Below are 14,967 nucleotides of genomic sequence, written 5' to 3'. Positions count from 1 at the left end.
CAATCATCGCGCATGGCAAGGATATTTTTTGCGATTTTATTTGCCCCAAAAAACGAAAGATAAGCAAATGAAGTGGGATCCTAAAAGCTTACCATCTATGGATTTAACTATTAATGATTTCCGCTATGGTAAAAATGTGTTAGGTAAATTAATACTGCAAACGTCGCAAATAAAAAACGGCTTGAACATCAATAATTTTACGGCAATAGGCCTCTTGTTTTATATTAAAGCTGCAGGAAAATGGCAGCACAAAAAAACCAAACAGAAACGCGGTTAGCGGGACAGTTTGTGAGTTCTAATTTTGGAACCCTCCTTAAGGGATGGGGAATTACTCACGCTCTGGAAGGAGGAAGAGGGCTAGCTAATTTTTCGTTGCAATGGCCAGGGTCACCCGATCAATTCATGGCTACCCCTTTAAACGGCGATATTAAAATTAATTTTTATAAGGGACGCGTGACAGAATTAACTGAGGGAGTTGAATCCGAATTAGGTTTTGGTCGCCTACTTAATTTATTTAGTTTACAGTCATTACCCAAATTACCCATTAATCTTGCTAATTTTTCTAAAAAAGGATTCGCATTTAATTTGTTTAAGGGAAATTTTTCTTTATCGAAAGGAGTTGCTAGAACCGAAGATGCCTCTTTAGTAGGAGATATTGCTTGGGTTCAGATTAAAGGGCTTATTGGTTTTGTAAATAAAAATTATGATTTTCATTTAGAAATTGTGCCAAATATAACTTCGACCCTGCCGTTAATCGTGGGTCTTGCCGATGGACCTTGAGCGGGAGTTATTACCTGGATTGCTAATCAAGTTTTAGCGCCGCATGTTGGCAAAGCAGCTGAGGTGAATTATCATATTGTGGGTTCTTGGAATAAGCTGGTAGTCACCTTACCTGCTCCTGCTAAAAAAACTAATTTTTAAATGCACTGATAAATAAAGATGAGTGACTTAATTCAAATTGCTAACGATTTTCTTTTAAAACCCTTTAACCTTACTCCCAGCAACTTAGAAAAAATCATGGGCCTGGCTATGGGCCCCTCCATTGATAATGCCGACATATTTTTACAAAGCATCCAGGAAGAAAATTGGACATTAGAAGAAGGTATTGTAAAAGGAGGTGATTTTTCCGTTGATCAAGGATTCGGATTACGAGTTATTAGTGGCGAAAAAATAGGCTTTGCTTATGCGGATGATATCAATGCGAAAGCTCTGCTAAGAGCGGCACATTCTGCAAAGAGTATTGCTTATTCCTGTGGCTCTGCACTTATAATAGATGTCTTACATAAAAAATCAATTAAACCGCTTTATTCTTCACTCAATCCTATTAATTCAATGACTACGATAGAGAAGATCGAATTACTAAAGCGTATTGATCAATATACTCGAGCTACAGATCCTCGCGTGAAGCATGTGGTTGTCAGCTTAACAGGACATCATGAGGTCGTGTTAGTCCTAAATAATGAAGGATTAATGGCAGCTGATTTGCGACCGTTAGTGAATTTACGAGTTCGCGTAATCGTGGAACAAAATGGCCGCCGGGAACAGGGCTCTGGGGGCGGTGGTGCTCGCTGCGGTTATGAAATGTTTTTGTCAACGGCATATTCTTACGCAGATAAAGCCGTTCGTCAGGCATGCCAAAATTTAGAGGCTGAGGATGCGCCGGCGGGTACTTTTCCTGTGGTGCTCGGAGCCGGGTGGCCGGCAGTTCTTCTTCACGAAGCTATTGGGCATGGTTTAGAAGGTGATTTTAATCGCAAGGGAACTTCTGCTTTTAGTGGACGAGTAGGGGAACGGGTGGCTTCTCCTTTATGCACAGTGGTAGATGATGGAACCGTTCCGGGTAGAAGAGGCTCTTTAAGTGTAGACGACGAAGGGACAGTAACGCAGAAAACAATCTTGATTGAAAATGGCATTTTAAAAAATTATATGCAAGATCGTCATAATGCTCATTTGATGAAAATGGCGCCGACCGGTAACGGTCGTCGTGAATCCTATGCGCATTTGCCTCTTCCTCGTATGACGAATACGTACCTATTGCCGGGTAAAAGCGATCCCCAAGAAATAATTGCTTCGGTGGAAAAGGGATTGTATGCCGTGGATTTTTCTGGTGGCCAAGTTGATATTACTTCCGGAAAATTTGTTTTTTCTGCTAGTGAAGCCTATTTAATTGATAAAGGAAAAGTCACACGGCCTGTTAAAGGCGCCACTTTAACTGGTAACGGTCCTGATATCTTAACTAAAGTATCGATGGTGGGAAGTGATTTAGTACTTGATTCGGGGATGGGTATTTGTGGAAAAGCGGGGCAATCAGTTCCGGTCGGGGTGGGGCAACCTACCCTTAAAGTCGATGCATTGACGATAGGTGGAACTGAATAACTTTCCTGTCCCGACGCTCTGTATAATCGAGAGGCGAAATGAAGCTCAGAAATTTTAAATGCCTTGCCTTTCATCAGTCTTAGAGTAAGAAATCGACCTTGGACGGAAAAAATTACTAAGGCTTCTCCCCGGCCGGGCGGCGCGTTAAGTTAGAGGTCGCTAATTACGCTCCTTAAATCCAATTACGTCCCTAAAATAAGAAACAAAAGTTCTTATGAAGCTTTTCTTGCTTGACAGTCGGAGAAAGCAGTTGATATAACCTGAACAATCAAGGAAGGGGGGCAAAAAGCCCGACCATTAATCGATGGAACTACCGAGAGGAATTTATGAATAAAAATGATCTCATTGAAGTCATGGCAGAATCAGCCGGCATTTCGAAAAATGCAGCGAACCGAGCTTTGGATGCATTTATCGATTTTGTGACGGAATCGTTACAAAGCCGTAAGGATGTGGTCTTAGTGGGCTTTGGTAGCTTTAAAGCGAGCCCACGCGCAGCTCGAACGGGACGTAACCCAAAAACAGGGGAACCTATACAAATTCCTGCCAGCTTGGTGGTGAGCTTTTCAGCAGGTAAAAAGCTAAAAGAGGCTTTGAATAGAGGTAAAAAATAAAACCGAAGGGAAGTTTAAATAAACAAGAATAAATTAGGGTTGATTAACCCAGACATATCCGCTATCTTCATTGCCCCAAAGTTTCAGTAATTCTGAGGCAATTTTTGGTGCATTCCCCGAAATAGGTAGCGCGAACAGCGAAGTTCGGGTGTTAATGGAAAATAATATGGGTGCTTAGCTCAGTTGGTAGAGCGTCGCCCTTACAAGGCGAATGTCGGGGGTTCAAATCCCTCAGCACCCATTCAGGATGACAGAGGATTGAAAATAGAAGACAGATATTGCTTGTTGTTTCGCGACAATTCGCGACAATTAACTTATTACCTACTGTAGGTACGCTAACTCTGTCGTTAGTCTTCTGTAGAGGAGTGGTAGTTCAGTTGGTTAGAATACCGGCCTGTCACGCCGGGGGTCGCGGGTTCGAGTCCCGTCCACTCCGCCATTTTTATGAGTTAACGGCATGTTACAAAACCTTCATGAACATGTATCTTCATGAACATGTATAAAGATTAGATTGCTGGCATAATCCTTTCTTTTATTTTCTGGAGCATTCAATATTATTTACAGTCTAACGCGTTAAGGTAAGACACTTGCAAAAGTGAATGGTGAAAAAATTACTGAGAACGAGTTGAACCAAACATTTCAACGCCTATAGCAAGCTTATTCGCAAAAGATTGGACACTCTCTCACCGCAATTCAGAACGATGAGCTCAAAGCTTTACAAAATTTGATTTTGAATCATATTCAAGTGTATTCTGCAAAAAAATTGGGCTTTGATGTAAGTCCTGAACAAGTGGATCAAGTAATCATGGCCCTACCGACTTTTTAAGAAAACGGAGACAATTTTCTCCTTTGCAGTTGTTTCAACAATTTCTCTCTGAAAATTCTTTAACTAATAGACAATTTATGATGCAAATGAAAAATGTGTTAATAGTACAGCAAGTGCAAAGCGGAATAATGAATAGTGTTTTTATCTTACCAAATCAAGTAAAGAGCAATTACGAATTAATTAATCAAAGAAGTGATTTTCGTTACCTTATTATCCCTAGTGCTCGTTTTTATGGAAAGATCAAAGTTACAACCAAAAAATGGTGGCAGATTATTGTTACAGACATTGCCAAACTTCTGAAGCGCCGGAAAAGATAAGTATTTCTTATCTCCTGCTTTCTCCTGAGATACTTCGTCATCAAGTAGTAGTAAGCGATGTAGTAGTAGCGGAGAAAAGCGTTCTTTGGAAAATGTCAAAGAACAAATTAAACAGGCATTAATACAACAAAAAATAAATATCCTGTTAACTAAAAAGAGTGATCAATTATCCAATGTTGCTTTTACACAAATCCGACAACTTTAAATTCAGCTGCGCGCGAATTAAATTTAAAAATTCAAACAACTCCTCTATTTACTCACAATGGAACGAAATAGGAAATTACTGCTAATCCCAATATTGTGGCAGCGGAATTCAGCAAAGATGTGTTGGAAGAGGGCAATAATACCGATGTAATTGAGTTAAAGAATGGAAGCTTGGTGGTTCTAAGAATAAAAGAGCATGTAACTAGCCATGTTCTTCTTTTAAAAATTGCTTCTGCGCAGATCCCAATCTCTGCTTGAAAAGCAATTGGCAGAAACCAAAGTGTCTTTTTTGGCTGGAAAAATCCAAAAGCTTTTTTTCTAAAAGGGAAAATGGACAGCCGATCTTACAAAGATGTATCATTTGCCATGGCATGTTAAAACTAATATCACTCAAAATGATAGCTCGATTCCAAAATCCGTTCTTGCAAGTACGTTTGCTAGTAGTTTGAAGTCTCCAATAACCACCAGCGTTCTTAGAAACCGGAGATACGGCTGTGCTTCAATTGACAGTATATTAAATCAGCTAATTTTAAGGGGACTACTGACAACGAAAATGAAATTTTGAAAAAACTTTATCGAATTATTTGGGGAGTCTAAATTACCAATTTTATTTAAAAAATGCACAAAATCAGGCAAAAAAATCAGGCAAAAATTAAATTCGGTTAAATCGAATAGAAATTTTTTTGAAAAAAAAGCTACTTACCTTCTTCCTTTCTTGAGAAGATATGATAATACTCTACGACATTCCTCTAGATTAGTCCTCAAGATTGTTTTAATGCTTGTAAGAAATTGCTTGGAAACTATGTGAGCAATTTCTGATTTTGTATGCAGAAATTTTATACTTCTTCGTATGCTTCTTCAAGCGACTTTTCATTAACCATTTGATTAAATTAAATTTTTATTTTTTCTAGTATTTAGGATTTCTTGTTGTAGAGTGTGTTTCGTTCCATCTTTGGTTAAGAAAACCAGGGTGATATATTCAAAGTCTCTTGATGGGAAATGTAAGTATTTAGGGAAAATGTCCTCGGTAAACTCTAAAAACACGATGAGGTAGTCTAAGGTCTGTGTTAAGTCACGGATGAATTTCTGCGCAAGGAAAGCCCACTCCAGACTCCCCAGATTAAAGGCTTAGTGGACCTGGAAAGCGGTCTTTTTCTTTACAACCCACACTTCGATACCCTTCTCTACAGAAGGTGGAATTTTAGTGAAGGAGGGGAGCTTAAATAACTTCAAGTTTTTCTTTCTTCTTCTTCTTAGGGCTTTGTATTATCTTTTTGATTCCGCTAGAATTGTGTGGAGATTTAGCAGAGGGGAAATTATATGGGCCGTCGTCCATTGGTGGCAGGGAATTGGAAAATGCATGGAACCCTTCAGACCATTGCTGGATTGTTAGAAGGGTTAAAATACGGGTGCGAGCGAATAGAAACGGCGGAGTTAGTCGTTATCCCTCCTTATATTTTCATCCCGCAATGTAAAGAAGCGTTTCTGCGAACTCAAATCTCCTGGGGAGCTCAAGACGTCTCCGAGCATCAGGTCGGAGCTTACACTGGTGAAATATCAGCCACGATGTTACGGGATTTTTGTGCCATTACGTTATCATCGGTCATTCCGAAAGGCGGAAACTGCACGGTGAGACAAATGAATCCGTGGCACGAAAAGTAAAAAGAGCTTTGGAAAATGGGATTCGACCCATAATTTGTGTTGGGGAAACCGAAGCGCAGCGCGAAGCGGGTGAAACCTTTGAAATTGTTCAAGAGCAGCTTGCAGTTGTATTGCGGATGCATGATAATCGGGCCTCATTAAGCGATATTGTAATTGCTTATGAACCCGTATGGGCTATCGGAACGGGTAAAAATGCCTCTCTCGTTCAAGCAGAAGAAGTTCATGCCGCTATTCGGGAGCAATTGCGACACTATGACGCCGCGATGGCGGAGAATATCCGGATTTTATATGGAGGCAGTGTAAAACCAGAGAACGCAAGAGCTTTATTTACAATGGAAAATATTGATGGTGTCTTAGTGGGAGGTGCTTCTTTGCAAGCTGAACATTTTTTGAAAATAGGGGAACAATGCAATCAATTATAATTATTCATGTAATGATTGCAGTCTGCTTGATTGGGTTAGTGTTATTGCAACATGGTAAAGGGGCTGACGCAGGGACGGCTTTTGGTAGTGGTGCCTCTAATACGATGTTTGGAAGCACGGGCGCGACACCTTTTCTCATGAAAGTGACGATTATTTTGGCAGCTGGTTTTTTTGCTACAAGTATTGGGCTTAGTTATCTAGCCTCACGTAATCCAGGTGAGGGGATAAAAGTGCCACCCTTACAGACAGCGCCGCTTAAAAATTTTCAACCTGGGGCAGGCAAGCACTCAAGCGCTCATTGATATGCCGAAGTGGTGGAACTGGTAGACACGCTGTCTTGAGGGGGCAGTGGGGAAACCCGTGTCGGTTCGATTCCGGCCTTCGGCACCAATTGTTGTTAAGAAAGCTTTGTTATATTCTGCATCGATGCAGTAAAATCGTGCCCCAGTGGGTAAATTATACTCAACTTTGTTATCTCTTTTGGGTAGAGATGACCTTAATTTTAAGGGCAATTGCACGTGTTAGTACATTATTTTCCAATCTTGGTGTTTATTGGTATAAGTATCTTTATTGGGATGCTAGCGTTGGCAATGGGTTGGTTTTTAGGACCTCGTCGACCTTATAAAAACAAATTATCTCCTTATGAATGTGGTTTTGAAGTTTTTCAAGACGCCCGTTTGCCTTTCGATGTTCGTTTTTATCTAGTCGCTATTCTCTTTATTATTTTTGATTTAGAGACTGCCTTTTTATTTCCGTGGGCTGTGGTTTTACGACATATTGGTTGGTTAGGATTTTGGGCAATGATTATTTTTCTGGGAATTTTGGCGGTTGGATTTATTTACGAATGGAAACGTGGTGCTTTGGAGTGGGAATAAATGAATCAATTGTTAAGCAGAGAAGGTTTTCTCCTTACGTCGTTCGATGATTTAGTCCGATGGGCGCGGAGCAGCTCTTTATGGCCCATGACATTTGGGCTTGCGTGTTGTGCGATTGAGATGATGCAATGCGCTTCTTCTCGTTACGATTTGGATCGTTTCGGGGCAGGCTTATTTCGTCCGAGCCCCCGTCAATCTGATGTGATGATCGTGGCCGGCACATTATGTAATAAGATGGCCCCCGCTTTACGCAAGGTTTATGATCAAATGACCGAGCCCCGTTGGGTGATATCTATGGGTTCCTGCGCAAACGCTGGAGGATATTACCATTATGCCTATTCGGTAGTGCGAGGTTGTGACCGAATTGTGCCGGTCGATGTGTATGTGCCAGGCTGTCCGCCGACAGCGGAAGCTTTATTTTATGGGGTTATTCAGCTACGAAATAAAGTTAGGTATCGAAATATATTTGATCGAAAAGATTTAAGGAAACAGAATGTCTGATAAAAAAATTTTAGCCGACGCCCTCAAAGATCGTTTTTCGACTCTCATAGAAAACCTAGATGGTGAGCTCGATATAGTCACAATAGAATTACTTCCCACTTCTCTCTTAGAAGTTTGTGCAGCTTTGCGAGATGAGACTCCTTTTCATTTTGAATTGTTGTTAGATATTTGTGGTGTGGATTATTTAAAATACGGCACCAGTGAATGGCGTACCGAAGAAACAACAAACACAGGTTTTAGTCGCGGTTTTCAAAAAAACATACAAGAAAAAATGATTCCCTGGAATAAGCCGCGCTTTGCTGTTGTATATCATTTGTTGTCATTACGTCATAACCAGCGTGTGCGGTTAAAAGTTTATGTGGATAATGATCCGCCTATGGTGCCTTCCCTTGTCAAATTATGGAATTCAGCGGATTGGTATGAACGAGAAGCTTTCGATCTATTTGGAATTGTTTTTGATGGTCATCCTGACTTGCGACGATTGTTAACGGATTATGGTTTTGTGGGTCATCCTTTTCGCAAAGATTTTCCATTGATTGGGGAGGTCGAGCTTCGTTATGATGCAGCGCAACAACGTTGTATTTATGAACCTGTGAGTATTCAACCTCGAGTATTAGTACCAAAAGTAATTCGTTCCGATAACCGCTATAAAAAAGGCGAATAAATGGCTGAAGTTCGTAATTTCACTTTTAATTTTGGACCACAACATCCTGCGGCTCATGGTGTATTACGACTTATTATTGAAGCGGATGGTGAAGTAATTCAACGAGTGGATCCTCACATTGGTTTATTGCATCGTGCTACAGAAAAATTAGCGGAAAGCAAACCCTATAATCAAACAATTGGTTATATGGATCGTTTGGATTACGTGTCGATGATGGTTAATGAACACGGTTATGTGTTAGCAATCGAAAAATTATTAGGAGTCGAGCCCCCCATTCGTGCAAAATATATCCGTACCCTGTTTGATGAGATCACACGCATATTAAATCATTTACTATGGTTAGGCGCTCATGCATTGGATGTTGGAGCAATGACTGTTTTTCTTTATTGTTTTCGTGAACGAGAAGATTTAATGGATTGTTACGAGGCTGTGTCCGGCGCGCGAATGCATGCCACCTATTATCGCCCTGGAGGTGTTTACCGTGATTTACCTGATAGTATGCCAAAATATAAGGCCTCACGCTGGCATAGTGAAAAAGAAGTTAAGAAATTAAATAAAGTCCGAGAAGGGTCCTTGTTAGATTTTATCTGGGATTTTACCGAGCGATTTCCCAAATTAGTGGATGAGTATGAAGCGCTATTAACAGATAATCGGATTTGGAAACAGCGAACAGTAGGTATTGGAGTTGTTTTGCCGGAAAGAGCTTTACAATTAGGTTTTACCGGACCAATGTTACGCGCATCGGGGGTCGAATGGGACCTCCGAAAAAAACAACCTTATGCGGCTTATGATCAAGTGGATTTTGATATTCCTATTGGCAGTGAAGGCGATTGTTACGACCGTTATTTAGTTCGTATTGAAGAAATGCGGCAGTCGAATCGAATTATTCGTCAATGTGTAGAATGGCTGCGAAAAAATCCCGGAGCGGTGATGATCGATGACTATAAAATCGTTCCGCCGAAACGTGAAGTTATGAAAAGGGATATGGAAGCACTCATTCATCATTTTAAATTGTTCACTGAAGGTTATATCGTTCCTGAGGGTGAGGCTTACGCAGCTGTAGAGCAGCCTAAAGGTGAATTTGGAGTTTATATCGTTTCTGATGGAGCGAATAAACCCTATCGTGTCAAAGTACGAGCGGCAAGCTATCCTCATTTGGCCGCAATAAATGAAATGTGTCGTGGGCATATGATTGCTGATTTAGTCACTATTATTTCTAGTATTGATATTGTATTCGGCGAGATAGATCGTTAATGAAGAAAGAAATTAACTCCTCCATTGTTATTAGTGACGAGGTGGCAAAAGAAATTGATCGTTGGTTAGTGAAATATCCGAGCGATCAAAAGCGATCGGCCATAATACCTGCACTATTATTTGTGCAGAAACAAAATGGTGGATGGTTGAGCGAAGCAGCAATAAATGCTGTAGCAGATTATTTAAAATTACCGCGCGTATGGGCCTATGAAGTAGCCACCTTCTATGACATGTATAACTTGAAATCGATTGGTAAGCATAAAATTGGAATTTGTCAGAACGTATCGTGTTTTTTACGCGGAAGTGATGAAATCGTTGCAGGTGTTAAAAAACGCCTGGGGATCGATTTTAATGAAACCACGCCTGATGGCTTATTTACGCTAAAAAGCGTGGAATGCATGGCAGCTTGTGGGGGAGCTCCTATGTGTCAAATCGATGATCATGAATCTTACGAAAATTTAACGCCAGAAAAAATGTTAACCATAATTAATAAATTAGAGCAGGAGTCGAAAACGAATGCTTCGTAATGCGGTTTGTTATCGGACTCTGCATTTAGATGAGCCTTGGACACTAAAATCCTATGAAAGTGTCGGAGGCTACAAAGTATTACGAAAAATCCTTAAAGAAAAAACACCGCCTGAAAAAATTATTAATGAAATCAAAGAATCTTCCTTGCGGGGTCGAGGAGGAGCTGGTTTTCCTACTGGATTGAAATGGAATTTTGTTCCGCGTGATAAGCAAGGACAAAAATACGTTATTTGTAATTCTGATGAAAGTGAGCCTGGCACGTTTAAAGATCGCGATATTTTGCGATTTAATCCTCATCAAGTATTGGAAGGAATTGCTATTGCCTGCTATACGCTCAGGGCGACGGTTGGTTATAATTTCTTGCGTGGCGAATTTTTAGAGCCTTTCAATCGATGCGAACAAGCATTAGCAGAAGTGCGAGAAGCAGGATTAATTGGTAAGAATGTTTTAAATTCAGGCATTGATATTGAAATTTATAATCATTTCAGCGCTGCTGCCTATATTTGCGGGGAAGAAACGGCGCTCATGAATTCTTTAGAGGGAAAACGAGGATGGCCTCGTTTCAAACCACCCTTTCCAGCTAATTTTGGCTTATATGGCCGTCCCAGCGTTATTAACAACACAGAAACTTTTGCTTCCATACCGGTGATTTTAGAAAAAGGGGGAAAATGGTTTGCGGATTTAGGACCTCCAAAAAACGGTGGGACTAAAATTTTTTCCGTAAGCGGTCATGTCGCTAAACCCGGAAATTATGAAGTTCCCTTAGGAATTCCCTTTGTCGATTTATTGGAATTAGCAGGGGGGATGCGTGATGAGGGTAGCGAATTAAAAGCAGTTATTCCTGGTGGCAGTTCAATGCCTGTATTGCCTGCCCGTATTATAATGAAAGCCATTATGAGTTTTGATGGAATAATGGAGGCAGGGTCTATGCTGGGCTCGGGCGGCGTTATGGTGATGGATCAATCCACCTGCATGGTGAAAGTATTAGAACGGATTTCTAAATTTTATATGCATGAATCCTGCGGTCAATGCACGCCCTGTCGAGAAGGAACTGGGTGGATTTATCGGTTAGTTCATCAAATTGAGAGCGGCGAAGGAACGAAACGAGATTTAGAGCAGCTCAGTCACGTGGCTAAGGGCATTGAAGGCCGTACTATTTGCGCCTTTGGAGAGGCCACCGCATGGCCCGTTAGTGGGATGTTGAACCATTTTTATGATGAATTTGCCTACCATGTGGAACATGGGAAGTGTATGGTGGAATAAGAAGGAATGACAAAGCGGTAAAGAATATGGTTGATCTCGAAATAGACGGTAAAAAAACTACGGTGGAAGAAGGGGCTTCTATTATCGAAGCTGCGGATGAAATGGGTATTTATATTCCGCGTTTCTGTTACCACAAAAAATTATCTATCGCAGCCAATTGTCGAATGTGTTTGGTTGAAGTTGAAAAATCAGGAAAACCGCTTCCTGCCTGTGCAACACCAGTGACTCCCGGAATGAAAGTGTTCACCAAATCTAAAAAAACCATCGAAGCTCAACGCTACGTAATGGAATTTTTGTTAATAAATCATCCGTTGGATTGCCCTATCTGCGACCAAGGGGGTGAATGTGAATTACAAGACTTAGCAATGGGGTTTGGTCGGTCGCACTCTGATTACGAAGAAACAAAACGGGCTGTGTTTAGCGACAATATTGGTCCTTTGATTGAAACTGAAATGACTCGTTGTATTCAATGCACCCGCTGTGTGCGATTTGGAGAAGAAATTGCTGGCTTTCCTGAGCTTGGGGTAATTAACCGTGGCGAGAAAGAGGTGATATCGACTTACGTTAAGCATTTTATGCAATCAGAATTGTCGGGGAATATTATCGATATTTGTCCTGTAGGTGCGTTGACGGATAAACCCGCACGGTATCGGGAGCGAGGTTGGGAACTTCGCGAGGTTCCTGTTATAGCACCGCACGATTGTGTAGGAGGAAATATTTTCTTGCACAGTCGATGGCAAGAGTTTGCCCCTCAACGTAAAATTATGCGCGCTGTTCCCCGTGAAAATGAAGTGGTAAATGAGACCTGGATGAGTGATCGTGATCGTTTTGGTCATTTTGGGCTCTATCATCCATCCCGCATTTATCAGCCCCAAATAAAAAAGAGGGGGGTATGGGTAGAAGTTGCCTGGGAAGAAGCTTTTGAAATTATTAAAAATCGCACCAAAGCTCTCATTAAAAAGTATAGTGTGAATCAATTAGGCGCACTAATATCACCGAATGCTTCGGTAGAAGAAGTTTATTTATTCCAAAAATGGTTCCGGGGATTAGGTGGTTCCAATATCGATCACCGAATCCGTTGGCAAGATTTTCGCGATCAACACAAATTTGCGTCGTTCCCTAATTTGGGGCTGCCTATTGTTGATATCGAAAAATTAAATGCCATTTTGTTAATTGGATCGAATATTCGTTTTGAACAACCTCTGATTAGTTATCGAATTAATAAAGCCTGCTCTGAAGAGGCCAAGATATTAGCGATTAATCCCATGGACTTTCCTTTTGTTTTTGACCTTGAGGAAAGACTGATTGTTTCGCCTCAAGAATTACCAGACGCCTTAGCTCAGGTCGCCAAAATATTAGCGGGTGATGATGACGTCCCTGAAATTTTGGCAGAGGTTCGTTCTGAAGAAAAAGCGAAAACGATTGCGGAGGTTTTAAGAACCGCTGAAAAATCTGCTATTTTCTTAGGAGAACATGCTTTACACCACGAAAATGCTGCTACTATTCGAGCTCTTGTGCAATTTATTGGGCAAAAAAGTGGGGCAAGTGTGGGAATTCTTACGGAAGGGTCAAACAGCGCAGGGGCTTGGCTGGCCGGTGCGATCCCTCATCGAGGGCCTGCGGGCAAACAATTAAACGAAGTAGGATTTGATGCAAAAACGATGCTCATAAGGCATCCCTTGAAAGCCTATTTTATATTAAATTTGGAGCTTGAATTGGATTGTGCTTATCCTGCAGAAGCCCTTAGTTCCCTAAGGAAGGCTAAATTTGTTGTTTGTTTAACAACATTTACTAATTCTGAAATGGAAACTTATGCGGATGTTATGCTGCCTATAGCACCTTTTTCCGAATCCGGTGGAACATTCGTGAATGTTGAAGGGCGCTCTCAATCATTTTTAGCCGCGAGCGTACCAGAAAAAAACTCACAAGCTGGTTGGAAAGTATTGAGACTACTCGGCAATTATTTTGAGTTGCCGGGATTTGATTATAAAAGGATTCAAGATGTCCGCCATGAAGTTGATCGAGCCATTCCAGAACTTGAGTGGGACATAGAGCAGAAAATCCACACAGAAAGGAAACGTTCGTCTTTTTCATTAGATTCTGAATTTATCCTCGAATTTCGAGGCGGGAATTCGAAATTAGCACGCCTGGCGCCTTGGCCAATGGTGCGAGTAGATAATTTAGTTCGTCGCTCCAAACCGTTACAACAAACTTTGAGCGATCAAATGATTACAATAGGGCTCAACCGCAAAACAGCCTCTCAATTGGGACTTAAAGCAGGAGAGCGGGCTACAGCAATTCAGGGTGAAAGCCGAATTACTTTACCGTTAATGATAGAAAATCGATTAGCGAATAATACGGTATTTTTGGCATCAGGATTAGCGGAAACAGCCGGTTTTGGTCAAGCAGAAACAGCAATTATATTGGAAAGGGGCGAATAGTGGCGGGCCAATTGATTATCTTAGTTTTAATTATTATTAAAATTATCATTATCTTAATTCCATTAATGCTTGTGGTTGCTTTTTTGACGTTCGCCGAACGAAAAGTTATTGGTTATATTCAATCGCGGGTGGGGCCAAATCGCGTAGGGTTTCGAGGATTCGCTCAGCCTATTGCGGATGCACTTAAATTGCTCTTCAAAGAAATCATTATTCCAACGGCTTCGAACCGATACCTTTATATTATTGCGCCCGTGTTGTCGTTAATGCCTGCCTTGGCAGCTTGGGCCGTAATTCCTTTTTCTAAAGGATGGGTGTTAGCCAATATAAATGCAGGACTATTATTTCTATTTGCTATGACCTCTTTAGGAGTTTATGGAATTTTAGTTGCTGGTTGGGCATCAAATTCCAAATATGCTTTTTTTGGAGCACTTCGTTCGGCGGCTCAAGTAGTTTCTTACGAAATTCCCATGGGTTTTGCTCTCGTTGGTGTTCTTATTGCAGCGGGAACCATGAATTTGCAAGGAATTATTCTTCGTCAAGCCGGAGGAATATGGCATTGGTTTTGGCTTCCGTTACTGCCGTTATTTTTAGTCTATTGGATAACAGCGGTAGCGGAAACGAATCGTGCTCCCTTTGATGTGGCGGAAGGCGAATCGGAAATTGTCGCAGGATTTCACGTTGAATATTCCGGAATCACGTTTGCGCTTTTCTTTTTGGCGGAATACGCCAATATGGTTTTAGTAGCGGGGATTGCAACAGTTATTTTTTTAGGTGGATGGCTATCACCTTTTCAAGGAATACCCTTTTTAGGCGCACTTTTTGCCTGGGTGCCTGGGGTAATTTGGTTTGCACTTAAATTGTCACTTTTTATTTTTACTTATTTTTGGATGCGGGCAACGTTTCCTCGGTATCGTTACGATCAAATTATGCATTTATGTTGGAAAATTTTAATACCGGTAACCCTAGTATGGATAGTTGTATTAGGGCTTGCAATAGAATTTCATTTGGCACCATGGTTTTAAT

Annotated in this window: 13 protein-coding genes, 3 tRNA genes and 1 pseudogene; all 17 read left to right on the top strand. The window is 41.0% G+C overall.

What is annotated here, in order from left to right:
• The first annotated feature begins 28 nt into the window (after positions 1-28).
• The 17 genes and pseudogenes from MRH55_RS06925 to nuoH all read left to right on the top strand — a co-directional run bounded on the left by MRH55_RS06925 (position 29) and on the right by nuoH (position 14,966).
• Positions 29-277 carry a hypothetical protein gene (locus tag MRH55_RS06925; RefSeq protein ID WP_304985445.1) on the top strand — a complete coding sequence of 83 codons (249 nt, stop codon included), beginning with the start codon at positions 29-31 and terminating at the stop codon, positions 275-277.
• On the top strand, positions 241-780 hold the full coding sequence (locus MRH55_RS06920; RefSeq protein ID WP_304985444.1) for a YhdP family protein: 540 nt from the start codon (positions 241-243) through the stop codon (positions 778-780). Before MRH55_RS06925 ends, MRH55_RS06920 begins: the two co-directional genes overlap by 37 nt.
• A gap of 159 nt (positions 781-939) precedes the next feature.
• On the top strand, positions 940-2,376 hold the full coding sequence (gene tldD, locus MRH55_RS06915; protein WP_304985443.1) for a metalloprotease TldD: 1,437 nt from the start codon (positions 940-942) through the stop codon (positions 2,374-2,376).
• Positions 2,377-2,702: 326 nt separating this feature from the next.
• Positions 2,703-2,987 carry an HU family DNA-binding protein gene (locus MRH55_RS06910; protein ID WP_304985442.1) on the top strand — a complete coding sequence of 95 codons (285 nt, stop codon included), beginning with the start codon at positions 2,703-2,705 and terminating at the stop codon, positions 2,985-2,987.
• A 168-nt stretch (positions 2,988-3,155) separates the two neighbouring features.
• Positions 3,156-3,228 (top strand) — tRNA-Val (locus MRH55_RS06905).
• A 121-nt stretch (positions 3,229-3,349) separates the two neighbouring features.
• A tRNA-Asp gene (locus MRH55_RS06900) sits at positions 3,350-3,426 on the top strand.
• 2,228 nt (positions 3,427-5,654) lie between these two features.
• Positions 5,655-6,418 (top strand): annotated as a pseudogene (tpiA, locus tag MRH55_RS06895) (triose-phosphate isomerase).
• Positions 6,403-6,720, top strand: coding sequence for a preprotein translocase subunit SecG (gene secG, locus MRH55_RS06890; RefSeq protein ID WP_304985441.1), 318 nt, complete (start codon positions 6,403-6,405; stop codon positions 6,718-6,720). The pseudogene tpiA and the gene secG overlap by 16 nt, the downstream one beginning before the upstream one ends.
• 3 nt (positions 6,721-6,723) lie before the next feature.
• Positions 6,724-6,808, top strand: a tRNA-Leu gene (locus MRH55_RS06885).
• Positions 6,809-6,930: 122 nt separating this feature from the next.
• Positions 6,931-7,293, top strand: coding sequence for an NADH-quinone oxidoreductase subunit A (locus MRH55_RS06880; RefSeq protein ID WP_304985440.1), 363 nt, complete (start codon positions 6,931-6,933; stop codon positions 7,291-7,293).
• Positions 7,294-7,794, top strand: coding sequence for a NuoB/complex I 20 kDa subunit family protein (locus MRH55_RS06875; protein ID WP_304985439.1), 501 nt, complete (start codon positions 7,294-7,296; stop codon positions 7,792-7,794).
• The gene (locus MRH55_RS06870; protein WP_304985437.1) at positions 7,787-8,458 is read left to right on the top strand and encodes an NADH-quinone oxidoreductase subunit C; all 672 of its coding nucleotides are present in this window, start codon (positions 7,787-7,789) and stop codon (positions 8,456-8,458) included. Before MRH55_RS06875 ends, MRH55_RS06870 begins: the two co-directional genes overlap by 8 nt.
• On the top strand, positions 8,459-9,712 hold the full coding sequence (locus tag MRH55_RS06865; RefSeq protein ID WP_304985436.1) for an NADH-quinone oxidoreductase subunit D: 1,254 nt from the start codon (positions 8,459-8,461) through the stop codon (positions 9,710-9,712).
• Positions 9,712-10,239: an NADH-quinone oxidoreductase subunit NuoE gene (gene nuoE, locus MRH55_RS06860; RefSeq protein ID WP_304985435.1), complete on the top strand. Its 528-nt coding sequence runs from the start codon at positions 9,712-9,714 to the stop codon at positions 10,237-10,239. Before MRH55_RS06865 ends, nuoE begins: the two co-directional genes overlap by 1 nt.
• Positions 10,229-11,503, top strand: coding sequence for an NADH-quinone oxidoreductase subunit NuoF (gene nuoF / locus MRH55_RS06855; RefSeq protein WP_304985434.1), 1,275 nt, complete (start codon positions 10,229-10,231; stop codon positions 11,501-11,503). The genes nuoE and nuoF overlap by 11 nt, the downstream gene beginning before the upstream one ends.
• Positions 11,504-11,529: 26 nt before the next feature.
• Positions 11,530-13,944, top strand: coding sequence for an NADH-quinone oxidoreductase subunit NuoG (gene nuoG / locus MRH55_RS06850; protein ID WP_304985433.1), 2,415 nt, complete (start codon positions 11,530-11,532; stop codon positions 13,942-13,944).
• Positions 13,944-14,966, top strand: a complete 1,023-nt coding sequence (gene nuoH / locus MRH55_RS06845) for an NADH-quinone oxidoreductase subunit NuoH (protein ID WP_304985432.1) — start codon at positions 13,944-13,946, stop codon at positions 14,964-14,966. Before nuoG ends, nuoH begins: the two co-directional genes overlap by 1 nt.
• Position 14,967 lies beyond the last annotated feature (1 nt).

This window comes from Coxiella-like endosymbiont (assembly GCF_030643785.1).
Taxonomy (GTDB): Bacteria; Pseudomonadota; Gammaproteobacteria; order Coxiellales; family Coxiellaceae; genus Coxiella.
The sequence above is the reverse complement of the archived record's forward strand: the minus strand, read 5'-3'. Positions and strand labels throughout refer to the sequence as shown.

Coding starts and splice junctions, on each gene's coding strand:
- nuoE (WP_304985435.1), top strand. CDS start 9,712: ATGAAGAAAGAAATTAACTCCTCCATTGTTATTAGTGACGAGGTGGCA.
- tldD (WP_304985443.1), top strand. CDS start 940: ATGAGTGACTTAATTCAAATTGCTAACGATTTTCTTTTAAAACCCTTT.
- nuoG (WP_304985433.1), top strand. CDS start 11,530: ATGGTTGATCTCGAAATAGACGGTAAAAAAACTACGGTGGAAGAAGGG.
- MRH55_RS06875 (WP_304985439.1), top strand. CDS start 7,294: ATGAATCAATTGTTAAGCAGAGAAGGTTTTCTCCTTACGTCGTTCGAT.
- secG (WP_304985441.1), top strand. CDS start 6,403: ATGCAATCAATTATAATTATTCATGTAATGATTGCAGTCTGCTTGATT.
- nuoF (WP_304985434.1), top strand. CDS start 10,229: ATGCTTCGTAATGCGGTTTGTTATCGGACTCTGCATTTAGATGAGCCT.
- MRH55_RS06920 (WP_304985444.1), top strand. CDS start 241: ATGGCAGCACAAAAAAACCAAACAGAAACGCGGTTAGCGGGACAGTTT.
- MRH55_RS06865 (WP_304985436.1), top strand. CDS start 8,459: ATGGCTGAAGTTCGTAATTTCACTTTTAATTTTGGACCACAACATCCT.
- MRH55_RS06870 (WP_304985437.1), top strand. CDS start 7,787: ATGTCTGATAAAAAAATTTTAGCCGACGCCCTCAAAGATCGTTTTTCG.
- MRH55_RS06910 (WP_304985442.1), top strand. CDS start 2,703: ATGAATAAAAATGATCTCATTGAAGTCATGGCAGAATCAGCCGGCATT.